Origin of the sequence: Bacillus sp. AM1(2019), assembly GCF_009906915.1 — a bacterium.
Lineage (GTDB): Bacteria > Bacillota > Bacilli > Bacillales > Bacillaceae > Bacillus > Bacillus velezensis.
In genome coordinates this window covers 3109763-3126001 of sequence record NZ_CP047644.1, presented here as the reverse complement: position 1 = coordinate 3126001, position 16239 = coordinate 3109763, and the positions used below count along the sequence as shown (strand labels likewise).

16 protein-coding genes and 1 riboswitch are annotated in these 16239 nt (G+C 47.0%); of the genes, 8 read left to right on the top strand and 8 right to left on the bottom strand.

Going from position 1 to position 16239, the window contains the following annotated elements; genetic code table 11:
• Positions 1–14: 14 nt before the first annotated feature.
• Genes GNE05_RS15350 through GNE05_RS15340 form a run of 3 tightly spaced genes read right to left on the bottom strand, consistent with a single transcriptional unit; the run spans position 15 to position 2600 of the window.
• Positions 15–827 (bottom strand): ABC transporter permease, encoded by an 813-nt coding sequence (locus tag GNE05_RS15350; RefSeq protein ID WP_109567149.1) that lies wholly within the window; start codon positions 825–827, stop codon positions 15–17.
• The gene (locus tag GNE05_RS15345) at positions 802–1584 is read right to left on the bottom strand and encodes an ABC transporter ATP-binding protein (protein WP_003152246.1); all 783 of its coding nucleotides are present in this window, start codon (positions 1582–1584) and stop codon (positions 802–804) included. The genes GNE05_RS15350 and GNE05_RS15345 overlap by 26 nt, the downstream gene beginning before the upstream one ends.
• Before the next feature lie 11 nt (positions 1585–1595).
• On the bottom strand, positions 1596–2600 hold the full coding sequence (locus tag GNE05_RS15340) for an ABC transporter substrate-binding protein (protein WP_022553651.1): 1005 nt from the start codon (positions 2598–2600) through the stop codon (positions 1596–1598).
• 139 nt (positions 2601–2739) lie between these two features.
• Here GNE05_RS15340 and GNE05_RS15335 point away from each other — a divergent pair, with 139 nt between their 5' ends.
• Both GNE05_RS15335 and GNE05_RS15330 read left to right on the top strand, forming a co-directional pair.
• Complete coding sequence (locus GNE05_RS15335) at positions 2740–3513, top strand: alpha/beta hydrolase family protein (RefSeq protein ID WP_160182941.1); 774 nt, start codon at positions 2740–2742, stop codon at positions 3511–3513.
• A gap of 57 nt (positions 3514–3570) precedes the next feature.
• On the top strand, positions 3571–3813 hold the full coding sequence (locus tag GNE05_RS15330; protein ID WP_003152249.1) for a DUF2584 domain-containing protein: 243 nt from the start codon (positions 3571–3573) through the stop codon (positions 3811–3813).
• A 42-nt stretch (positions 3814–3855) separates the two neighbouring features.
• Here GNE05_RS15330 and pckA read toward each other — a convergent pair whose 3' ends face one another.
• A complete protein-coding gene (gene pckA / locus GNE05_RS15325) occupies positions 3856–5439 on the bottom strand; it encodes a phosphoenolpyruvate carboxykinase (ATP) (protein WP_007613256.1) in 1584 nt (527 codons plus the stop codon).
• A 197-nt stretch (positions 5440–5636) separates the two neighbouring features.
• A riboswitch (SAM riboswitch) is annotated at positions 5637–5776 on the top strand.
• A gap of 169 nt (positions 5777–5945) precedes the next feature.
• Between pckA and metK the strand changes: the two genes are divergently transcribed.
• From metK to alaP, 3 genes are all read left to right on the top strand, one after another.
• The gene (gene metK / locus GNE05_RS15320) at positions 5946–7148 is read left to right on the top strand and encodes a methionine adenosyltransferase (protein ID WP_003152253.1); all 1203 of its coding nucleotides are present in this window, start codon (positions 5946–5948) and stop codon (positions 7146–7148) included.
• A 142-nt stretch (positions 7149–7290) separates the two neighbouring features.
• Positions 7291–9189 carry an asparagine synthase (glutamine-hydrolyzing) gene (gene asnB / locus GNE05_RS15315; protein ID WP_003152255.1) on the top strand — a complete coding sequence of 633 codons (1899 nt, stop codon included), beginning with the start codon at positions 7291–7293 and terminating at the stop codon, positions 9187–9189.
• 203 nt (positions 9190–9392) lie between these two features.
• Entirely contained in the window at positions 9393–10796 is a 1404-nt protein-coding gene (gene alaP / locus GNE05_RS15310; protein WP_160182940.1) for an alanine permease AlaP, read from the top strand.
• Positions 10797–10971: 175 nt separating this feature from the next.
• Here the strand turns inward: alaP and GNE05_RS15305 are convergent, their stop codons facing one another.
• Positions 10972–11487, bottom strand: coding sequence for a gamma carbonic anhydrase (locus tag GNE05_RS15305; RefSeq protein WP_025285156.1), 516 nt, complete (start codon positions 11485–11487; stop codon positions 10972–10974).
• A 46-nt stretch (positions 11488–11533) separates the two neighbouring features.
• Between GNE05_RS15305 and GNE05_RS15300 the strand changes: the two genes are divergently transcribed.
• The 3 genes from GNE05_RS15300 to GNE05_RS15290 all read left to right on the top strand — a co-directional run bounded on the left by GNE05_RS15300 (position 11534) and on the right by GNE05_RS15290 (position 14333).
• Complete coding sequence (locus GNE05_RS15300) at positions 11534–12313, top strand: alpha/beta hydrolase (RefSeq protein ID WP_003152261.1); 780 nt, start codon at positions 11534–11536, stop codon at positions 12311–12313.
• 20 nt (positions 12314–12333) lie between these two features.
• Complete coding sequence (locus tag GNE05_RS15295) at positions 12334–13413, top strand: tetraprenyl-beta-curcumene synthase family protein (protein ID WP_032863656.1); 1080 nt, start codon at positions 12334–12336, stop codon at positions 13411–13413.
• 110 nt (positions 13414–13523) lie between these two features.
• A complete protein-coding gene (locus GNE05_RS15290) occupies positions 13524–14333 on the top strand; it encodes a glycerophosphodiester phosphodiesterase family protein (protein WP_014418692.1) in 810 nt (269 codons plus the stop codon).
• 17 nt (positions 14334–14350) lie between these two features.
• Here GNE05_RS15290 and GNE05_RS15285 read toward each other — a convergent pair whose 3' ends face one another.
• The 3 genes from GNE05_RS15285 to GNE05_RS15275 all read right to left on the bottom strand — a co-directional run bounded on the left by GNE05_RS15285 (position 14351) and on the right by GNE05_RS15275 (position 16214).
• A complete protein-coding gene (locus tag GNE05_RS15285; RefSeq protein ID WP_003152265.1) occupies positions 14351–14545 on the bottom strand; it encodes a hypothetical protein in 195 nt (64 codons plus the stop codon).
• 122 nt (positions 14546–14667) lie between these two features.
• A complete protein-coding gene (locus GNE05_RS15280) occupies positions 14668–15249 on the bottom strand; it encodes a tRNA 5-(aminomethyl)-2-thiouridylate-methyltransferase MnmM (RefSeq protein WP_080130628.1) in 582 nt (193 codons plus the stop codon).
• Positions 15246–16214 carry a tRNA modification radical SAM protein MnmL/YtqA gene (locus GNE05_RS15275; protein WP_007408822.1) on the bottom strand — a complete coding sequence of 323 codons (969 nt, stop codon included), beginning with the start codon at positions 16212–16214 and terminating at the stop codon, positions 15246–15248. The genes GNE05_RS15280 and GNE05_RS15275 overlap by 4 nt, the downstream gene beginning before the upstream one ends.
• Positions 16215–16239: the final 25 nt, after the last annotated feature.

The following is a 16239-nucleotide window of genomic DNA, read 5'->3' as shown; positions in this document are numbered from 1 at the left end:
CGCACGGGTCTTTTTTATATTTTTCCTTTCGTCCATTTTCTTTCTAACAGTTCGACTCCCTGATACATCAATGTTGCAAAAATCGCGATGATCAGAAGGCTTAAGAACACAAGAGTGAAATTGAAGACCTGGAATCCGTAAATGATCATGTAGCCCAGACCTTTTTCGGAAACGAGAAACTCGCCGACGATGACACCGACCCAGGATAAACCGACGTTCACTTTAAGCGCGGAAATAATCGCGGGGGCGCACGCCGGCAGAATGACTTCTTTAAACATGATGCTTTTTTTCGCTCCGAAGGTTTTCATCACCTTAATATAGTTTTCATCCACTTCCTGAAAAGCCGTAAAGACGACGATTGTCGTGATAATGACACTGATGACTGCTCCCATGGCGACAATGCTTGTGAAATTCGGTCCGAGTGCCACGATGAGAATCGGTCCGAGTGCGACCTTCGGCATCGCGTTTAAAATGACGAGGTACGGGTCTAAAACCCGGGCGAGCCTGTTTGACCACCATAACAGAGCGGCGAGGCATGTGCCGAGAAGCGTGCCGAGCAAAAAGCCGAGAACGGTTTCTCCTAAGGTTACGCCGATGTGCGCCGCAAGGGATCCGTCCGCAATCTTTTCAACTAAAAGCCTGCAAACGGCGGAGGGTGAGCTGAAGATTAACGGATCGATCCAGCCCGCCCTGCTCGATATTTCCCATCCGGCAAAAAATACGATGAAAATGGCGGCCTGATACGCACGGATCCGGAGCTTTTCTTTTTGGTGTCTTTTCTTAAACTGCTGATGAAGCTGTTCAATCGTGCCGCTGCTGTTTTTCAAGGGAATTCAGCTCCTTCCATATGGTTTGAAACAGCGGCTGAAAGGCCGGATCCTGACGCGCGTCAAACGGATCTAAAGCCGCGAGCTCCTTAGGCACGGTGAATATTTGGTGGATGGTGCCCGGCTGATTCGAAAATAAATAGATCGTATCGCTCATGGCGATGGCTTCACCGATATCGTGGGTGACGAGCACGGCGGTTTTTTGAAAATCCTTTAATGTTCTGAAGACAAGGTTTTCCAAAGAAAGCTTCGTTTGAAAGTCCAGCGCGGAAAACGGTTCATCAAGGAGCAGCAGGCCCGGGTCCGGCGCAAGAGTTCTGGCAAGTGCCGCCCGCTGCCGCATCCCGCCTGAGAGCTCTTTCGGATATTTCTTTTCAACGCCGATTAATCCGAGCTTAGGCAGAAGGCTGAGAACTTCAGCTCTTTTTTCTTCTGTTAATGTTTTTGAAATGTGTAAACCGAGCAGCACGTTTTCCTCAATTGATTTCCAAGGAAATAAATAATCCTGCTGAAGCATATAACCGATTTGGTGTTCTTTATGGTTCGGCACGCTTCCTTCAATCAGCACCCGGCCTTGCGCAGGGGTGATAAGGCCGGCCAGAATGGACAGGAGTGTTGTTTTTCCGCATCCGCTCGGCCCGAGAAAGGAGATGAAATCCCCTTTTTCAATCTGAAAATGTATATCTTTCACGGCGGTTGTCTTTTCTTTCAGCGAGAAATAAGTATGTGTTACATGATCGACATGTAAAAAAGACATTCATGTTCCTCCTATTGTTCTGAGGTGACTTTTTGGGCGATTTTTGTGTTGACGAGTTTGCTGTACGGAATGTGTTTCGGGAGCTCTCCGGCTTCATCCATAATAGATTGAAGCTGTTCCCATTCATCCTTTTGCAGAACTGGGTCTGCAGAGAATGACTTTTGTTTTTTATAGCGCTCTATTGATGTTTCGATAATGGCCGGATCAGTATCGGCAAATTCCTTCTGAATCGTTTTTGCGATGTCTTTGGCCGGATGGCTTTCCACCCATTGCTGGGCGCGATAGATGGCGCGGGTGAATTTTTCCGCCGTCTTTTCATTGCTTTTCAAATAACTTTCTTTTGCCATAAAGGTTGTGTATGGCACTTGGCCGGAAGCTTCTCCGAAGGATGCGACGATATGGCCGATGCCTTCTTTTTCAAATTGGGATGCCGTCGGTTCAAACAGCTGCACATAATCACCCGTTCCGGATGCGAATGCGTTGGAAATATTGGCGAAATCAATGTTTTGAACGAGGTTAATGTCTTTTTTCGGTTCTATGTGATTCTTTTTCAGGGCGTACTCACCGGCCATTTGGGGCATGCCGCCTTTTCGCTGGCCGAGAAATGTTTTTCCTTTTAAATCGCTCCATTTGAATGATTTCTCATCCTTCCGTGACACGAGAAATGTGCCGTCCGTCTGTGTCAGCTGCGCGAAGTTGATGACCGGATCTTTTGCTCCCTGCGCCTCCACGTAAATGGATGTTTCAGAACCGACCAGCGCGATGTCAGACCCGTTTGACAAAAGCGATGTCATCGTTTTGTCTCCGCCCCATGTTGTTTGAAGTGACACTTGGAGCCCTTCTTTTTTAAAGAAACCTTTTGTTTCAGCGACATACAGAGGCGTATAGAAGATGGAGTGTGTGACTTCCGCCACCTTTACCTTCGTCAGACTTTCTTCCTGTCTGCAGGCCGGAAGAATGAGCAGGAAAAAGGCGCATATGACAAAAACGCAGCCCGTTTTGAGCCATTTGTTCACGGTGTAACCTCCTTGTTTTAAGCGTTTAAATAACCTTTTCTGCTTTACATATCGTATGATGGGTATAAAAAATGTGTGAGTGCCCATATTCACGTTGGGAAAGAATAAAAAAACTGATGATATAAGGAGGCTCATTGTTTTGCTGGCAGAAAAGAAAAGGTTCCCGTCTCCGAGTCCGCATGTCCGCCTCTTTGCGGTATGCTATGAGTCAGAAGGGCTGAAGGTAAAGGGGCTCCTTGCCGAGCCTGCTGAGCCGGGAACATATGACGGTTTTTTATATTTGCGCGGCGGCATAAAAAATGTCGGCATGGTACGCCCCGGAAGAATCGTTCAATTCGCTTCCCAAGGCTTTGTCGTGTTTGCGCCTTATTACAGAGGCAACCAGGGCGGCGAGGGAAATGAAGATTTTGCGGGAGAGGACAGAGAGGACGCGTTTTCCGCTTTTCGCCTGCTTCGGGAGCATCCGAACGTCAGGGAAGGGCGGGTGCATATTTTCGGTTTTTCCCGGGGCGGAATCATGGGGCTTTTGACCGCGATTGAAATGGGGCATCAAGCGGCTTCGCTCGTATCATGGGGCGGTGTGAGCGATATGGTGCTTACTTATGAAGAGCGGAAGGATATGCGGCGGATGATGAAGCGTGTGATCGGCGGCACGCCGAAAAAGGTGCCGGATGAATACAGATGGCGTTCGCCGTTTGAAAAAGCAGACCGCATTCAGGCCCCTGTGCTGCTCATCCATGGAGAGAATGATGAGAATGTTTCGATCGAACACGCCCGGATGATCGAGGACAAGCTGAAAGAGGCGGGGAAACCGGTGGAAACCTGGTATTACAGCGGTTTTACGCATTATTTTCCGCCGCAGGAAAACAGACGCATTGTCCGGCGGCTGGCGGAATGGATGAAGACACGGTAAGATGCCTGATTTATGATATGATAATAAAGAATAAGAGAATGAAAGGGGATTTTCATTTTGGGAATGCCTGTTGAATTTAATACCATGATTGTGACAAAAGGCAATGAAAAACGGATAGAGGAAAATATCTTTTTATTGGAGAAAGAGGGCTATCGCGTCTATCCTCTTGATATTCCGATGGACGTGCGCAAAACGAAAACCGGCGAGAAATCCGGCACCGGCGAGGTCCAAAAGCTCGAATGGGCGAACGGCCGGACAAGCATTACATACAGACTCACGTCGCTTCATTCGACAAACTGAAAAAACAAAAGCCGAGGGCATAAACGCCCTTGGCTTTTTTGATTACACGAGAGGTCCGCCGGCTTTGGCAATCGAGTCTGCATGGGAAAACTTTTTAAAGTTTTCTTTAAACTCATTGGCTAAAAACAGCGCTTTTTCGTTGTATGCTTGTTTATCGCTCCATGTGTTTTCAGGCTGAAGAACTTCATCCGGAACGCCCGGAACATGAACGGGACTGCGCAGGCCGAAAATGCTGTCTGCCGTCATGTCAGTCTGGTTCAGTCTGCCTTCAATAGCGGCCTTGACCATCGCTCTTGTATACGAAAGTTTCATCCGTTCTCCGACTCCGTACCCTCCGCCGGTCCAGCCTGTGTTGACCAGGAAGACTTGAACGCCGTGTTCGTCGATTTTATGCCCGAGCATTTCGGCATATACATGCGCCGGAAGCGGAAGGAACGGTGAACCGAAGCACGTCGAGAAAGTCGTTTGCGGAGATGTCACGCCGCGCTCGGTTCCCGCGAGTTTACTGGTGTACCCACTTAAGAAGTGATACATCGCCTGTTCCTTCGTCAGTTTGCTGATCGGAGGGAGCACACCGAATGCGTCCGCCGTTAAAAAGACGATTGCCTGCGGATGGCCGGCAATGCTCGGCTGCACGATATTGCCGATCATCTCAATCGGATATGCGGCTCTTGTGTTTTCCGTGTAGAAGGAATTATCGTAATCCGCTTCACCCGTTTTTTCATCAAGCACGACATTCTCAAGAACAGACCCGAAGCGGATCGCACGAAAAATCTGCGGTTCTTTTTCCTCGCTCAGATTGATACATTTAGCGTAACATCCGCCTTCAATGTTGAAAACGCCGGAATCTGACCAGCCGTGCTCGTCATCGCCGATCAGTTTGCGGTCCGCATCGGCTGAAAGCGTCGTTTTCCCTGTGCCGGAAAGACCGAAAAACAGGGCGACATCGCCTTTTTCACCGACATTGGCTGAGCAGTGCATCGGCAGTATATCCTGCTGCGGAAGCAGGAAGTTCATAATGGAGAATATTGATTTTTTCATTTCTCCGGCGTATTCGGTGCCGCCGATTAAAATGACGCGCTTTTCGAAAGAGACAATGATAAATGTTTCCGAATGCGTGCCGTCCGTCTCCGGATCTGCTTTAAAATGCGGAGCCGAGAGAATGGTGAAAGGCTGCGCTTGCGGATCTCTTTCATCCGTCTCCGGTCTGATAAACAGCTGGCGTGCGAATAAATTGTGCCATGCAAATTCATTTACGACCGTAATCGGGAGTCTGTATTTTTCATCCGCTCCTGCGAATCCTTCAAAAACAAACAGTTCATCCCGCTGTTTTAAGTAGCTGACGACTTTGGCGTACAGCTTTTCAAACGCCTCTTCAGAAATGGGCTGATTCACCGCGCCCCAATCAATTTGATTTTCTGTGCTTTGTTCACGGACGATAAATTTATCTTTAGGTGACCTGCCTGTATAAGCGCCGGTGGTGGCGCGTACGGCGCCCGTTGATGTCAGCGTTCCTTCATTTCGGCTGATCACTTTTTCGGTAAGTTTTGGAGCCGATAAATTATGATGCACATTCGGACTTGCAAGTAATGCTTGAAGATCTGCGGTTAAATCAACTAATTTCATAAAAACCTTCCTTTGCCGGTTTATTTGTATTTCGCTGAATGTGGAATTAGTATAACATATATCTGAAAATAGTCTATACTATTTGCGGTTTTTTGTTTGTGTTTTTCCATTGCTTCCCGAAATAAAGGCGCGTAATCGCTTTAATTCATATTGACACTTTCCGCCCTTTTACGATAAGATATTTCATTGAGCGGATACTCTTATCCCGAGCTGGCGGAGGGACAGGCCCGATGAAGCCCAGCAACCGGTTTCTCTGTAAAAAAGCAGGTGAAAACACTGTGGGAAACCAAGGTGCTAACCTGATGCAAGGTTTAATATTTTCCTTGAGCGATAAGAGTGAAAGGCACACAGACCAAACCCTTTCCTCGAGTGGAAAAGGTTTTTTTATTTCATAAAATATGCCAATTAACATTCTCTGATATAGTATGACATTGTATTAAGAGGGAGCGAGTTCCGTATCATATGAGAAGGTCTTGCAAAAGATCTTTTTTCAGGAGGAAAAGTGAATGAGTAAAAACCGTCGACTATTTACATCTGAATCTGTTACTGAGGGTCATCCGGACAAAATCTGTGACCAAATTTCTGACAGTATCTTAGATGAGATTTTAAAAAATGACCCGAACGCGCGCGTGGCCTGCGAAACATCTGTAACGACAGGACTTGTGCTGGTAAGCGGAGAGATTACTACATCAACATACGTTGACATTCCGAAAACAGTCCGTGAAACGATTAAAGAAATCGGCTACACACGCGCCAAATACGGATTTGATGCGGAGACTTGCGCTGTTTTAACATCAATTGATGAACAGTCTGCGGATATCGCAATGGGTGTCGATCAGGCTCTTGAAGCGCGTGAAGGCACAATGAGCGATGCTGAAATCGAAGCAATCGGAGCGGGAGACCAAGGCCTGATGTTCGGTTATGCGTGTAACGAAACGAAAGAGCTTATGCCGCTTCCGATCTCTTTGGCGCATAAATTAGCCCGCCGTTTGAGCGAAGTCCGCAAAGAAGACATTCTTCCGTATCTTCGCCCTGACGGCAAAACGCAAGTTACCGTTGAATATGATGAAAACAACAAGCCGGTCCGCATCGACGCGATCGTTATTTCAACTCAGCACCACCCGGAAATTACGCTTGAGCAGATTCAGCGCAATCTGAAAGAGCATGTCATTAATCCTGTCGTGCCTGAGGAACTGATCGATGAAGAAACAAAATACTTCATCAACCCTACGGGACGTTTCGTAATCGGCGGACCTCAAGGTGACGCGGGTCTTACCGGCCGTAAAATCATCGTTGACACATACGGCGGATATGCACGCCACGGCGGCGGCGCATTCTCCGGTAAGGATGCGACGAAGGTAGACCGTTCTGCGGCATACGCTGCGAGATACGTAGCGAAAAACATCGTGGCAGCAGGCCTTGCTGATTCTTGTGAAGTGCAGCTTGCATACGCAATCGGCGTGGCACAGCCTGTTTCTATTTCCATCAATACATTTGATACAGGAAAAGCTTCTGAAGAAAAACTGATCGAAGTCGTACGGAATAACTTCGACCTGAGACCTGCCGGCATTATTAAAATGCTTGATCTGCGCCGCCCGATCTATAAGCAGACTGCTGCTTACGGCCACTTCGGACGTCATGATGTGGATCTTCCTTGGGAGCGTACTGACAAGGCGGATGCGCTTCGCAAAGAAGCACTAGGAGAATAATTTTATAGCCGCTTACTTAAGCGGCTTTCCCTTTTTGTAGATGCTGCCATGCTTATTTTTACATAGCGTGAAACCAATGGCGTAACACAGCGTCTATAAAAAGGGGGTCCAATTAGAAAATTACACTTATGGAGGCTATACTATGTGTGGATTTGTCGGTGTTTTTAATAAGCATCCATTAACTCAAACCGCAGATCAAGAAGAGCTAATCAAACAAATGAACCAAATGATCGTTCACCGCGGTCCTGACAGCGATGGGTATTATCATGACGAGCACGTCGGATTCGGCTTCAGACGGCTCAGTATTATTGACGTAGAAAACGGCGGACAGCCTTTATCATATGAAGACGAAAAATATTGGATCATTTTTAACGGCGAAATCTATAACTACATTGAATTGAGAGAAGAGCTTGAAGCGAAAGGCTACACTTTCAATACAGATTCCGATACTGAAGTGCTCCTTGCGACATACCGTCATTATAAAGAAGAAGCCGCTTCAAAGCTTCGCGGAATGTTTGCGTTTTTAATCTGGAACAAAGCTGACCGCGTTATGTACGGCGCGAGAGACCCGTTCGGCATTAAGCCGCTGTATTACACAACCATCGGGGACAAAGTATATTTTGCATCTGAAAGAAAAAGTTTAATGGCCGCTCAAAACGGCATTGATCTTGATACAGCTTCTTTACAGCAATATATGTCTTTCCAATTCGTTCCTGAACCGAGCACGCTTGACGCTGAAGTGAAAAAAGTCGAGCCGGGCAGCCAGTTTACGATCCGCCCGGAAGGCGATATCGCGTTTAAAACATATTTTAAAGCGAACTTTAAGCCTGTTCAGTCTGATGAAGATAAATTGGTGAAAGAAGTCAGAGACGCAATCTTTGACTCTGTCAAAGTTCACATGAGAAGTGACGTTCCTGTCGGTTCGTTTCTATCCGGCGGTATCGACTCTTCTTTTATCGTCTCAGTTGCGAAAGAATTTCACCCGAGCCTTAAAACATTTTCCGTCGGTTTTGAGCAGCAGGGCTTCAGTGAGGTTGACGTAGCGAAGGAAACGGCTGCCGCGCTCGGGATTGAAAATATCAGCAAAGTCATTTCTCCTGAGGAGTATATGAACGAGCTTCCGAAAATCGTCTGGCACTTTGATGACCCGCTTGCAGATCCGGCGGCGATTCCTTTGTACTTTGTCGCAAAAGAAGCGAAAAAACATGTAACGGTCGCGTTATCCGGGGAAGGCGCGGACGAGCTGTTCGGCGGGTACAATATTTACCGCGAACCGCTTTCGCTTAAACCGTTTGAACGCATTCCGTCCGGTCTGAAAAAAATGCTTCTTCATGTGGCGTCCGTCATGCCTGAAGGAATGAGAGGGAAAAGCCTCTTAGTCCGCGGCTGCACACCGCTTGAGGAGCGTTATATCGGTAATGCGAAGATTTTTGAAGAGCCCGTGAAAAAACAGCTGCTCAAACATTACAATCCAGAGCTTTCATACCGTGATGTCACGAAGCCGTACTTTACGGAAAGCCGTTCATACAGCGACATTAATAAAATGCAGTATGTTGACATCCATACGTGGATGCGCGGCGACATCCTGTTAAAGGCTGACAAAATGACGATGGCCAACTCATTGGAACTGCGCGTGCCGTTCCTTGATAAAGTCGTGTTTGACGTGGCTTCTAAAATTCCGGATGAACTGAAAACGAAAAACGGCACGACGAAATACCTTCTGCGCAAAGCTGCTGAAGGGGTAGTGCCTGATCATGTGCTTAACCGCAAAAAACTCGGCTTCCCTGTGCCGATCCGCCACTGGCTGAAAAATGAAATGAACGAATGGGTTCGCAACATCATTCGTGAAAGTGAAACAGATGCTTATATTGAAAAGGATTATGTCCTTCAGCTTCTAGAAGATCATTGTGCCGACAGAGCGGACAACAGCCGCAAAATCTGGACCGTGCTGATCTTCATGATCTGGCACAGCATCAATGTTGAAAAAAGACTGGTGCCGGAAGAGCTGAATCATCAGCCGAAAGAAGTCATTTTCGTTTAATCCAAAAGGCTTTCGATGTTATCGAAAGCCTTTTTTCTATTGTTTTTTGTAAACCGTCTATTCCGCTCTGTTTTCGACAAAGTATTACGCAATATTCAGAAAAAGGTTATAATAGGACTAATCGGGTAGATTCCGGAAAGTGTTTTCTGGCTATTTCGTCTCGGTTTGTTGTTTCTTTGTCAAAATCAGGGGGAGGGAGAGTTATGCAAAACAAAGAAAAAACGCTTCACCGCGGCTTGGAAGAGCGGCATATCTCGCTTATGTCGTTGGGCGCCGCGATAGGAGTCGGGCTGTTTCTCGGGTCGGCTTCTGCCATAAAGCTTGCCGGGCCGGGGATTTTAGCCGCTTACGCCTGCAGCGGGCTGATTATGTTTTTTATTATGCGGGCATTAGGGGAAATGGCGATTCAAAAGCCTGTAGCCGGCTCATTCAGCCGGTATGCCAGAGATTATCTCGGTCCGCTTGCCGGGTTTTTAACAGGCTGGAATTATTGGTTTTTATGGGTTGTTACCTGCATGGCGGAAATCACCGCGGTCGGCATTTATATGGGCTACTGGTTCCCTGACGTGCCGTCATGGATCTGGGCGCTTTGTGCACTCATCATTATGACGGCTGTCAACTTTCTGGCGGTCAAAGCGTACGGTGAGCTTGAATTCTGGTTTGCGCTCATTAAAGTCTTGGCGATTCTGTCAATGATCGCGATCGGTCTGGTGATGATCGTATTCGGTCTCGGAAACGGAGGCGTTGCGCTCGGAATCAGCAATTTATGGAGCCACGGCGGCTTTTTCCCGAATGGGATTAAAGGGGTGCTGCTGTCGCTTCAAATGGTCATGTTTGCCTATCTCGGGATTGAGCTGATCGGTGTCACAGCCGGTGAGGTCAAAAATCCGGAAAAATCACTGGCGCGGGCCATAGATACTGTTTTTTGGCGCATTCTCATTTTTTACGTCGGAGCTTTGTTTGTCATTATGTCAATTTATCCGTGGCAGGAAATCGGTTCAGGCGGAAGCCCGTTTGTTTTGACATTTGAAAAAATCGGAATACCGGCTGCAGCCGGAATCATTAATTTTGTCGTATTGACGGCGGCCCTTTCTTCCTGCAACAGCGGGATCTTCAGCACGGGGCGCATGCTGTTCAATCTGGCGGAACAAAATGAAGCGCCTAAAGTATACGGTACGGTCACAAAAGGCGGTGTGCCGGGAAAAGCGGTATTGGTTTCAGCGGGCGCGTTATGCATCGGCGTTTTGCTGAACTACGTGGTGCCGGCAAAAGTGTTTACGTGGGTGACGAGCATTGCGACGTTCGGGGCGATTTGGACATGGTCGATTATTTTGCTTTCCCAAATGAAATACCGTAAAAGCTTACAGCCGGAACAACGGAAAAAACTGAAATATAAAATGCCTTTATATCCCTTTTCCTCATATATCTCATTGGCATTTCTCGCTTTTGTCGTTGTGCTGATGGCTTTTGATGCAGAGACCAGGGTGGCCGTCATCATCGGTCCTGTCTGGTTCGGCATATTATTAGCCGCCTATTACGGAAAAGGTTTCCATAAAAGAAAAGACATAGGTCTGGAAAACGGACAGACATTCGCCGAAAAAGCGTAAAAAAAGAGCCCGGGACATGGGCTCTTTTTTTCATAGGATCGGGCCGGCGGGGGAAGAATAAAACAAATTCCTGAACATTTTGCTTCTGTTTCCTGACAATCGGGAGAATGCAAATGGTTTTTACTTAAATAATATTTTGAAAAATGGTACAGTAGTAAAACAAAGCTGATCTTTTTTATTTCTCTTGCAGTGTTTTATAGTATCGGCCTTTTTCAACATATTCCGTTCTGATTCTTTCCATGTCCCGTATGTCTTCTTCTGTCAGCCGGCGGATAACCTTTGCGGGCCGGCCGAACGCAAGACAGCCGGGAGGAATGGTTTTGCCCGGAGGAACGAGACTTCCGGCGCCGATAAACGCGCCTTCTCCGATTTCCGCCCCGTCCAGAATGACGGAGCCCATACCGATTAAAGCATTCTTTTTGATGATTGCGCTGTGCAGTGTAACCTGATGGCCGATCGTGACGTCATCTTCAATAAGAAGCGGGCGGTTCGGACTTTGATGCAGACAGCTCAAGTCTTGTATGCTGACTCTTTTTCCGATCCTTGTCGGCGCAACATCCCCCCGGATGACGGCTGAGAACCAAATGCTTGATTGTTCTCCGATCACGACGTCGCCCGTAATGACGGCGTTATCCGCAATGAACGCTTCAGGATGTATGTCAGGCGTAAATTGTTTATAAGGGTAGATTATCATGTCTCATCCTTCTTTCTCTAAATTTATGTAAGAGGTGAACTGCATGTGGACTTGGAAAGCAGACAGGCCCGTCGGTACCATTGTCATTATCCACGGGGCAAGCGAATACCACGGACGTTATAAATGGCTCGTTGAAATGTGGAGATCTTCCGGATATAACGTGGTGATGGGCGATTTGCCCGGTCAGGGAACGTCGACCCGCGCCAGAGGGCATATTCGCTCTTTCCAAGAATACATTGATGAAGTAGATATATGGATTGATAAAGCGAGAACGCTTGAAGCGCCCGTTTTCCTTTTGGGCCACAGCATGGGCGGACTGATTGCGATAGAATGGTTTAAGCAGCAGAGAAATCCCCGCATTACGGCACTCATTTTATCATCACCTTGTCTGGGTCTGCAAATAAAAGTCAATAAAGTCCTTGATTTTGCGTCTAAAGGACTGAACGTCCTCGCTCCGTCCCTCAGAGTGGATTCCGGCTTATCACCTGATATGGCAACGAGGAATGCGGATATGATTGAAGCGGATCAAAACGACTCTTTATATGTCACGAAGGTATCCGTAAGATGGTACAGAGAGCTTTTAAAAACCATTGATGCCGCTATGGTGCCGACTGATGCGTTTTTAAAGGTGCCGCTTTTGCTTATGCAGGGCGGTGATGACAAAATCGTCGATAAAATGAAGGTCCGCAAATGGTTTTCCGGTGTGGCTTCCCATAATAAATCGTACCGGGAATGGGAAGGGCTTTATCATGAAATTTTTAATGAACCGGAAAGAGAAACTGTGTTTAAGGCGGCAAAAGCCTTTACAGATCAGTATATTTGAATTCGCTGGGGGTGCATATGTTGACAGTACCGGAACATCCTTTTAACCTTATGGCAAAAGTGTATCGGGAAATTTTTCCGCTCGTTCATCAGGAATTGAACATGTGGCGGGAAAAATCAGATTCCATTAAAAATACCGAACTGCGGCAGCAGGCGGCCGCAAGTATCCGCGATAAATCGTTTCATTGTGAAGGCGGCGGCATTTTAGCCCTGCTTTCGGGAGAGCAGAAACAGAAATGCGTGCAATTTATCATCGCGTATCAGACAATCAGTGATTATCTGGACAATCTGTGCGACCGCAGCACCTCGCTTGATCCCGAGGACTTCCGCATGCTTCATCTCTCCATGCGTGACGCGCTGACGGTCGGTGCCGAGGTGCGGCCGTACTATCAGTACAGAGAGGAGCGGGATGACGGCGGTTATCTTCATGAGCTGGTCAGAACATGCCAGCGGGTGCTCGGGTCAATAGAACATTACGGTATCATTAAACCTTATTTGCTTGAGCTATGTGATTATTATTGCGATCTTCAGGTTCATAAGCATGTCGTTGAGCATGAACGCGTTCCGAGGCTTAAAGGCTGGTTTGAGCAGTACCGGTCACAGCTTCCGGAAATGGAATGGTTTGAATTCTCGGCCTGCGCCGGATCGACGTTAGGCATTTTCTGTCTCGTTGCTTACTCGTTCCAGCCTGATTTTAACGAACATACCGCTGAGAAAATCCGCAGCAGTTATTTTCCGTACATACAAGGGCTGCATATACTGCTCGATTATTTAATTGACCAGGAAGAGGATCTGCTTGAAGGCGATCTGAATTTCTGTACGTATTATCAGTCTCATGAAGAAATGATGCAGAGACTGCAGCATTTTATTGAAAAAGCGGATGAACATTTGAAAGGCATTCCGCATGAAAATTTTCACCGGCTGATCAACAGGGGGCTGCTCGGCGTCTATTTATCCGATGACAAAGTCGCCGGCCAAAAAGAAATGGGCCGCCTCGCGCGAAAGCTGATCAGGGCAAGCGGAAAAACGTCATTTTTCTTTTATATCAACGGAAGAGCCTACCGCAAATTTCAGAAGATGGCTTGGACGAAAAGTTCGTAATGGGTGAACTGCGCCTCTCGTGTAAATCATGACGGCGCAGTTTTTTATTTATGACGTGAAGTATGAAATGAAACATTGTTTGCGCCTGCAGAATATGATACTTTAATTTTATGAAAAAATTAAAGTATTTAGCGGTCATAGCATTACTTTCCATTTCCGGAGGCTGCTCCGTCATCCATGCTTCCGCCGGCTATCATCCTGTCTTGATAGCGCACAGGGGCTCTTCTTCGATTGAGCCGGAACATACAGCTTTGTCTTATGCGCGTGCCATTAAAGACAAAGCAGATTATATTGAGATAGACTTACGGGAGACAAAGGACGGCCATCTGATTGCAATTCACGATAAAACGGTAGATCGGACAACAGATGGTAAAGGGATGACAGATGATCTGTCTTTGGCTCAGATTAAGAAACTGAATGCGGGAAAAGGAGAAAAGATTTTAACATTAGAAGAAATCATACAGAAATTCGGACAAACTGCCAATTACTATATTGAGACAAGAGAAAGCAACGGCAGCCTGGTGATGGAAAAGAAACTGATTGACATATTACAAAAACATAAGCTGATTTCCAGCCATAAAGCAGTCATTGAGTCTTTTAGCGGGAAGAGCTTAAAGAAAGTTCGATCTATGAATAAAAAAGTTCCTCTTGTCCGATTATTAAAAGATAACGAGGCTGAGGAGATAAATGATAAGCAGCTGCAAACCATCAGAACATATGCTGATACAGTCGGGCTCAACGCCAAATTGGCAAATGAAGCAGTCGTGAAGCGCATTCATCACAATAAAATGAAAGTGCACGTGTTTTTTGATAAGGAAGACGAGCATACGCTGACGCCTATTATGCTGAAACAAAAAGCAGATGGTGTCTTTACAAACAATCCCGCTTATACACGCAGCGTGCTGCAAAACAGTAAATAAAAAGAGACATGCGCATTTTACGCTGTCTCTTTTTTTAACGGTTTCTTTTTTGCCGCAAGGTGCATTGCGAATTTGCCGATCAGCCCGATGACAAAAAATGCAGCAAACCACCAGTAATAGGTTTTTGCGAACTCAAATCCTAAATGTCTTGATAAAATGATGACGAACATCACATAGGGAACACTTGAAAATATGATGCGAAGAATATTCAAACTGCCGCTCCTCCCAGATGTTACACTTAAAAGATGAACTTTTTTCCATTACTTCATAGTAATTGATTTTTCAGAAAAAGTAAACACAAAAAGAATCGGCCCGCTTATGACAGGCCGATTCTTTATTTGCCGGCAGATTTCTTTTCAATCGCTATAATAAACGGCGGGTCGTTTCGCTGGTTGAGAAAGCCGTAGCTCAGCACGCGCGCTTTTTCCTGATCAAGATTGCTGCAGTACTCCAGTAATGCACTTTTTTCCGTCTTGCCTTCAGGATGCCCGTGGTACACAACGAGAACGATCAGCCCGTTCTCCTTCAGCAGTTCAAGGAGCTGTTCGATCGCGGAAATGGTTGAGTGGCCGTTTGTCGTAATGCTTTTATCGCCGCCGGGCAGATAACCGAGATTAAACACGGCGCAAGCCACACGTCCGTGCGCATCCTCAGGCAGCGATGCCTTTATTTGATCATGGCTCTTATGGTGAAGCGTGACGCGCGGACTGAAGTCGGCACCGAGCCGCTCCTTCGTTTTAACGAGTGCGTCCGCTTGAATATCAAAGGCATGGACATGTCCTGTCTCACCGACAAGGCCGGCCAGGAAATATGTATCATGTCCGTTGCCCATCGTCGCGTCAACCGTGATATCACCTTCCTGTGCGGCGGACTTCAGCAATTCTTTACTGAAAGGGAGGATGTGCATCAAGGTCATAGGGCGGTCTCCTCCCCGATTTTTCTGAAGAGCTTTCCTTGATAGCTTCCCCGTGTTTCCAGCTCTTTTTGAATGGCGCCCAGTACTTCCCACTTATTGACGCTCCACATCGGTCCGACCATTAATTCGATCGGCCCGTCTCCCGTAATGCGGTGAACGATCATTTCCGGGGGAATGATTTCGAGCTGATCACATACAAGACTTACATATTCTTCTTGAGAAAGGAACTCCAGCTTTCCTTTTTCATATTGCTTCACCATCGGTGTGCCTTTTAATAAGTGAAGCAGGTGAATTTTAATGCCTTGCACATCCAAATCAGCGACGGCTTTGGCCGTCTCCATCATCATGTCCCTGTTTTCAAGCGGAAGCCCGTTAATGATATGGGAACAAACGCGGATGCCGTGTTTTCTCAGTTTATTGACGCCCTCAACATAGCAGTCAAAATCATGGGCGCGGTTGATCAGAAGGGCGGTCCGCTCATGCACGGTCTGCAGCCCGAGTTCAACCCACAAATACGTCCGCTCATTCAGTTCGGCCAAATATTCCACGACATCGTCCGGAAGGCAGTCCGGACGGGTCGCGATCGACATGCCGACAACGCCGTCAAGCTTGAGGACGGATTCGAATTTTTCACGCAGCTCCTCTACCGGGGCATGCGTATTCGTGAACGCTTGGAAATATGCGATATATTTGCCGTCTTTCCACTTTTCGTGCATGCGGTTTTTGATATCGTGAAATTGCGTGAGTAAGTCATCGGCCCGATTGCCGGCAAAATCGCCGGAGCCCGCCGCGCTGCAGAATGTGCAGCCTCCGTGTGCAACCGTGCCGTCCCGATTCGGGCAGTCAAAACCGCCGTCAAGCGCGACTTTAAACACTTTATGCCCGAAATGCTCCCGCAGATGATAATTTAATGTATGGTACCGTTTTTCCGTATTTGAATAAGGAAAAGGGTTATTCTCGTTCAATGTTCAAAAAGCCTCCCTCACATCA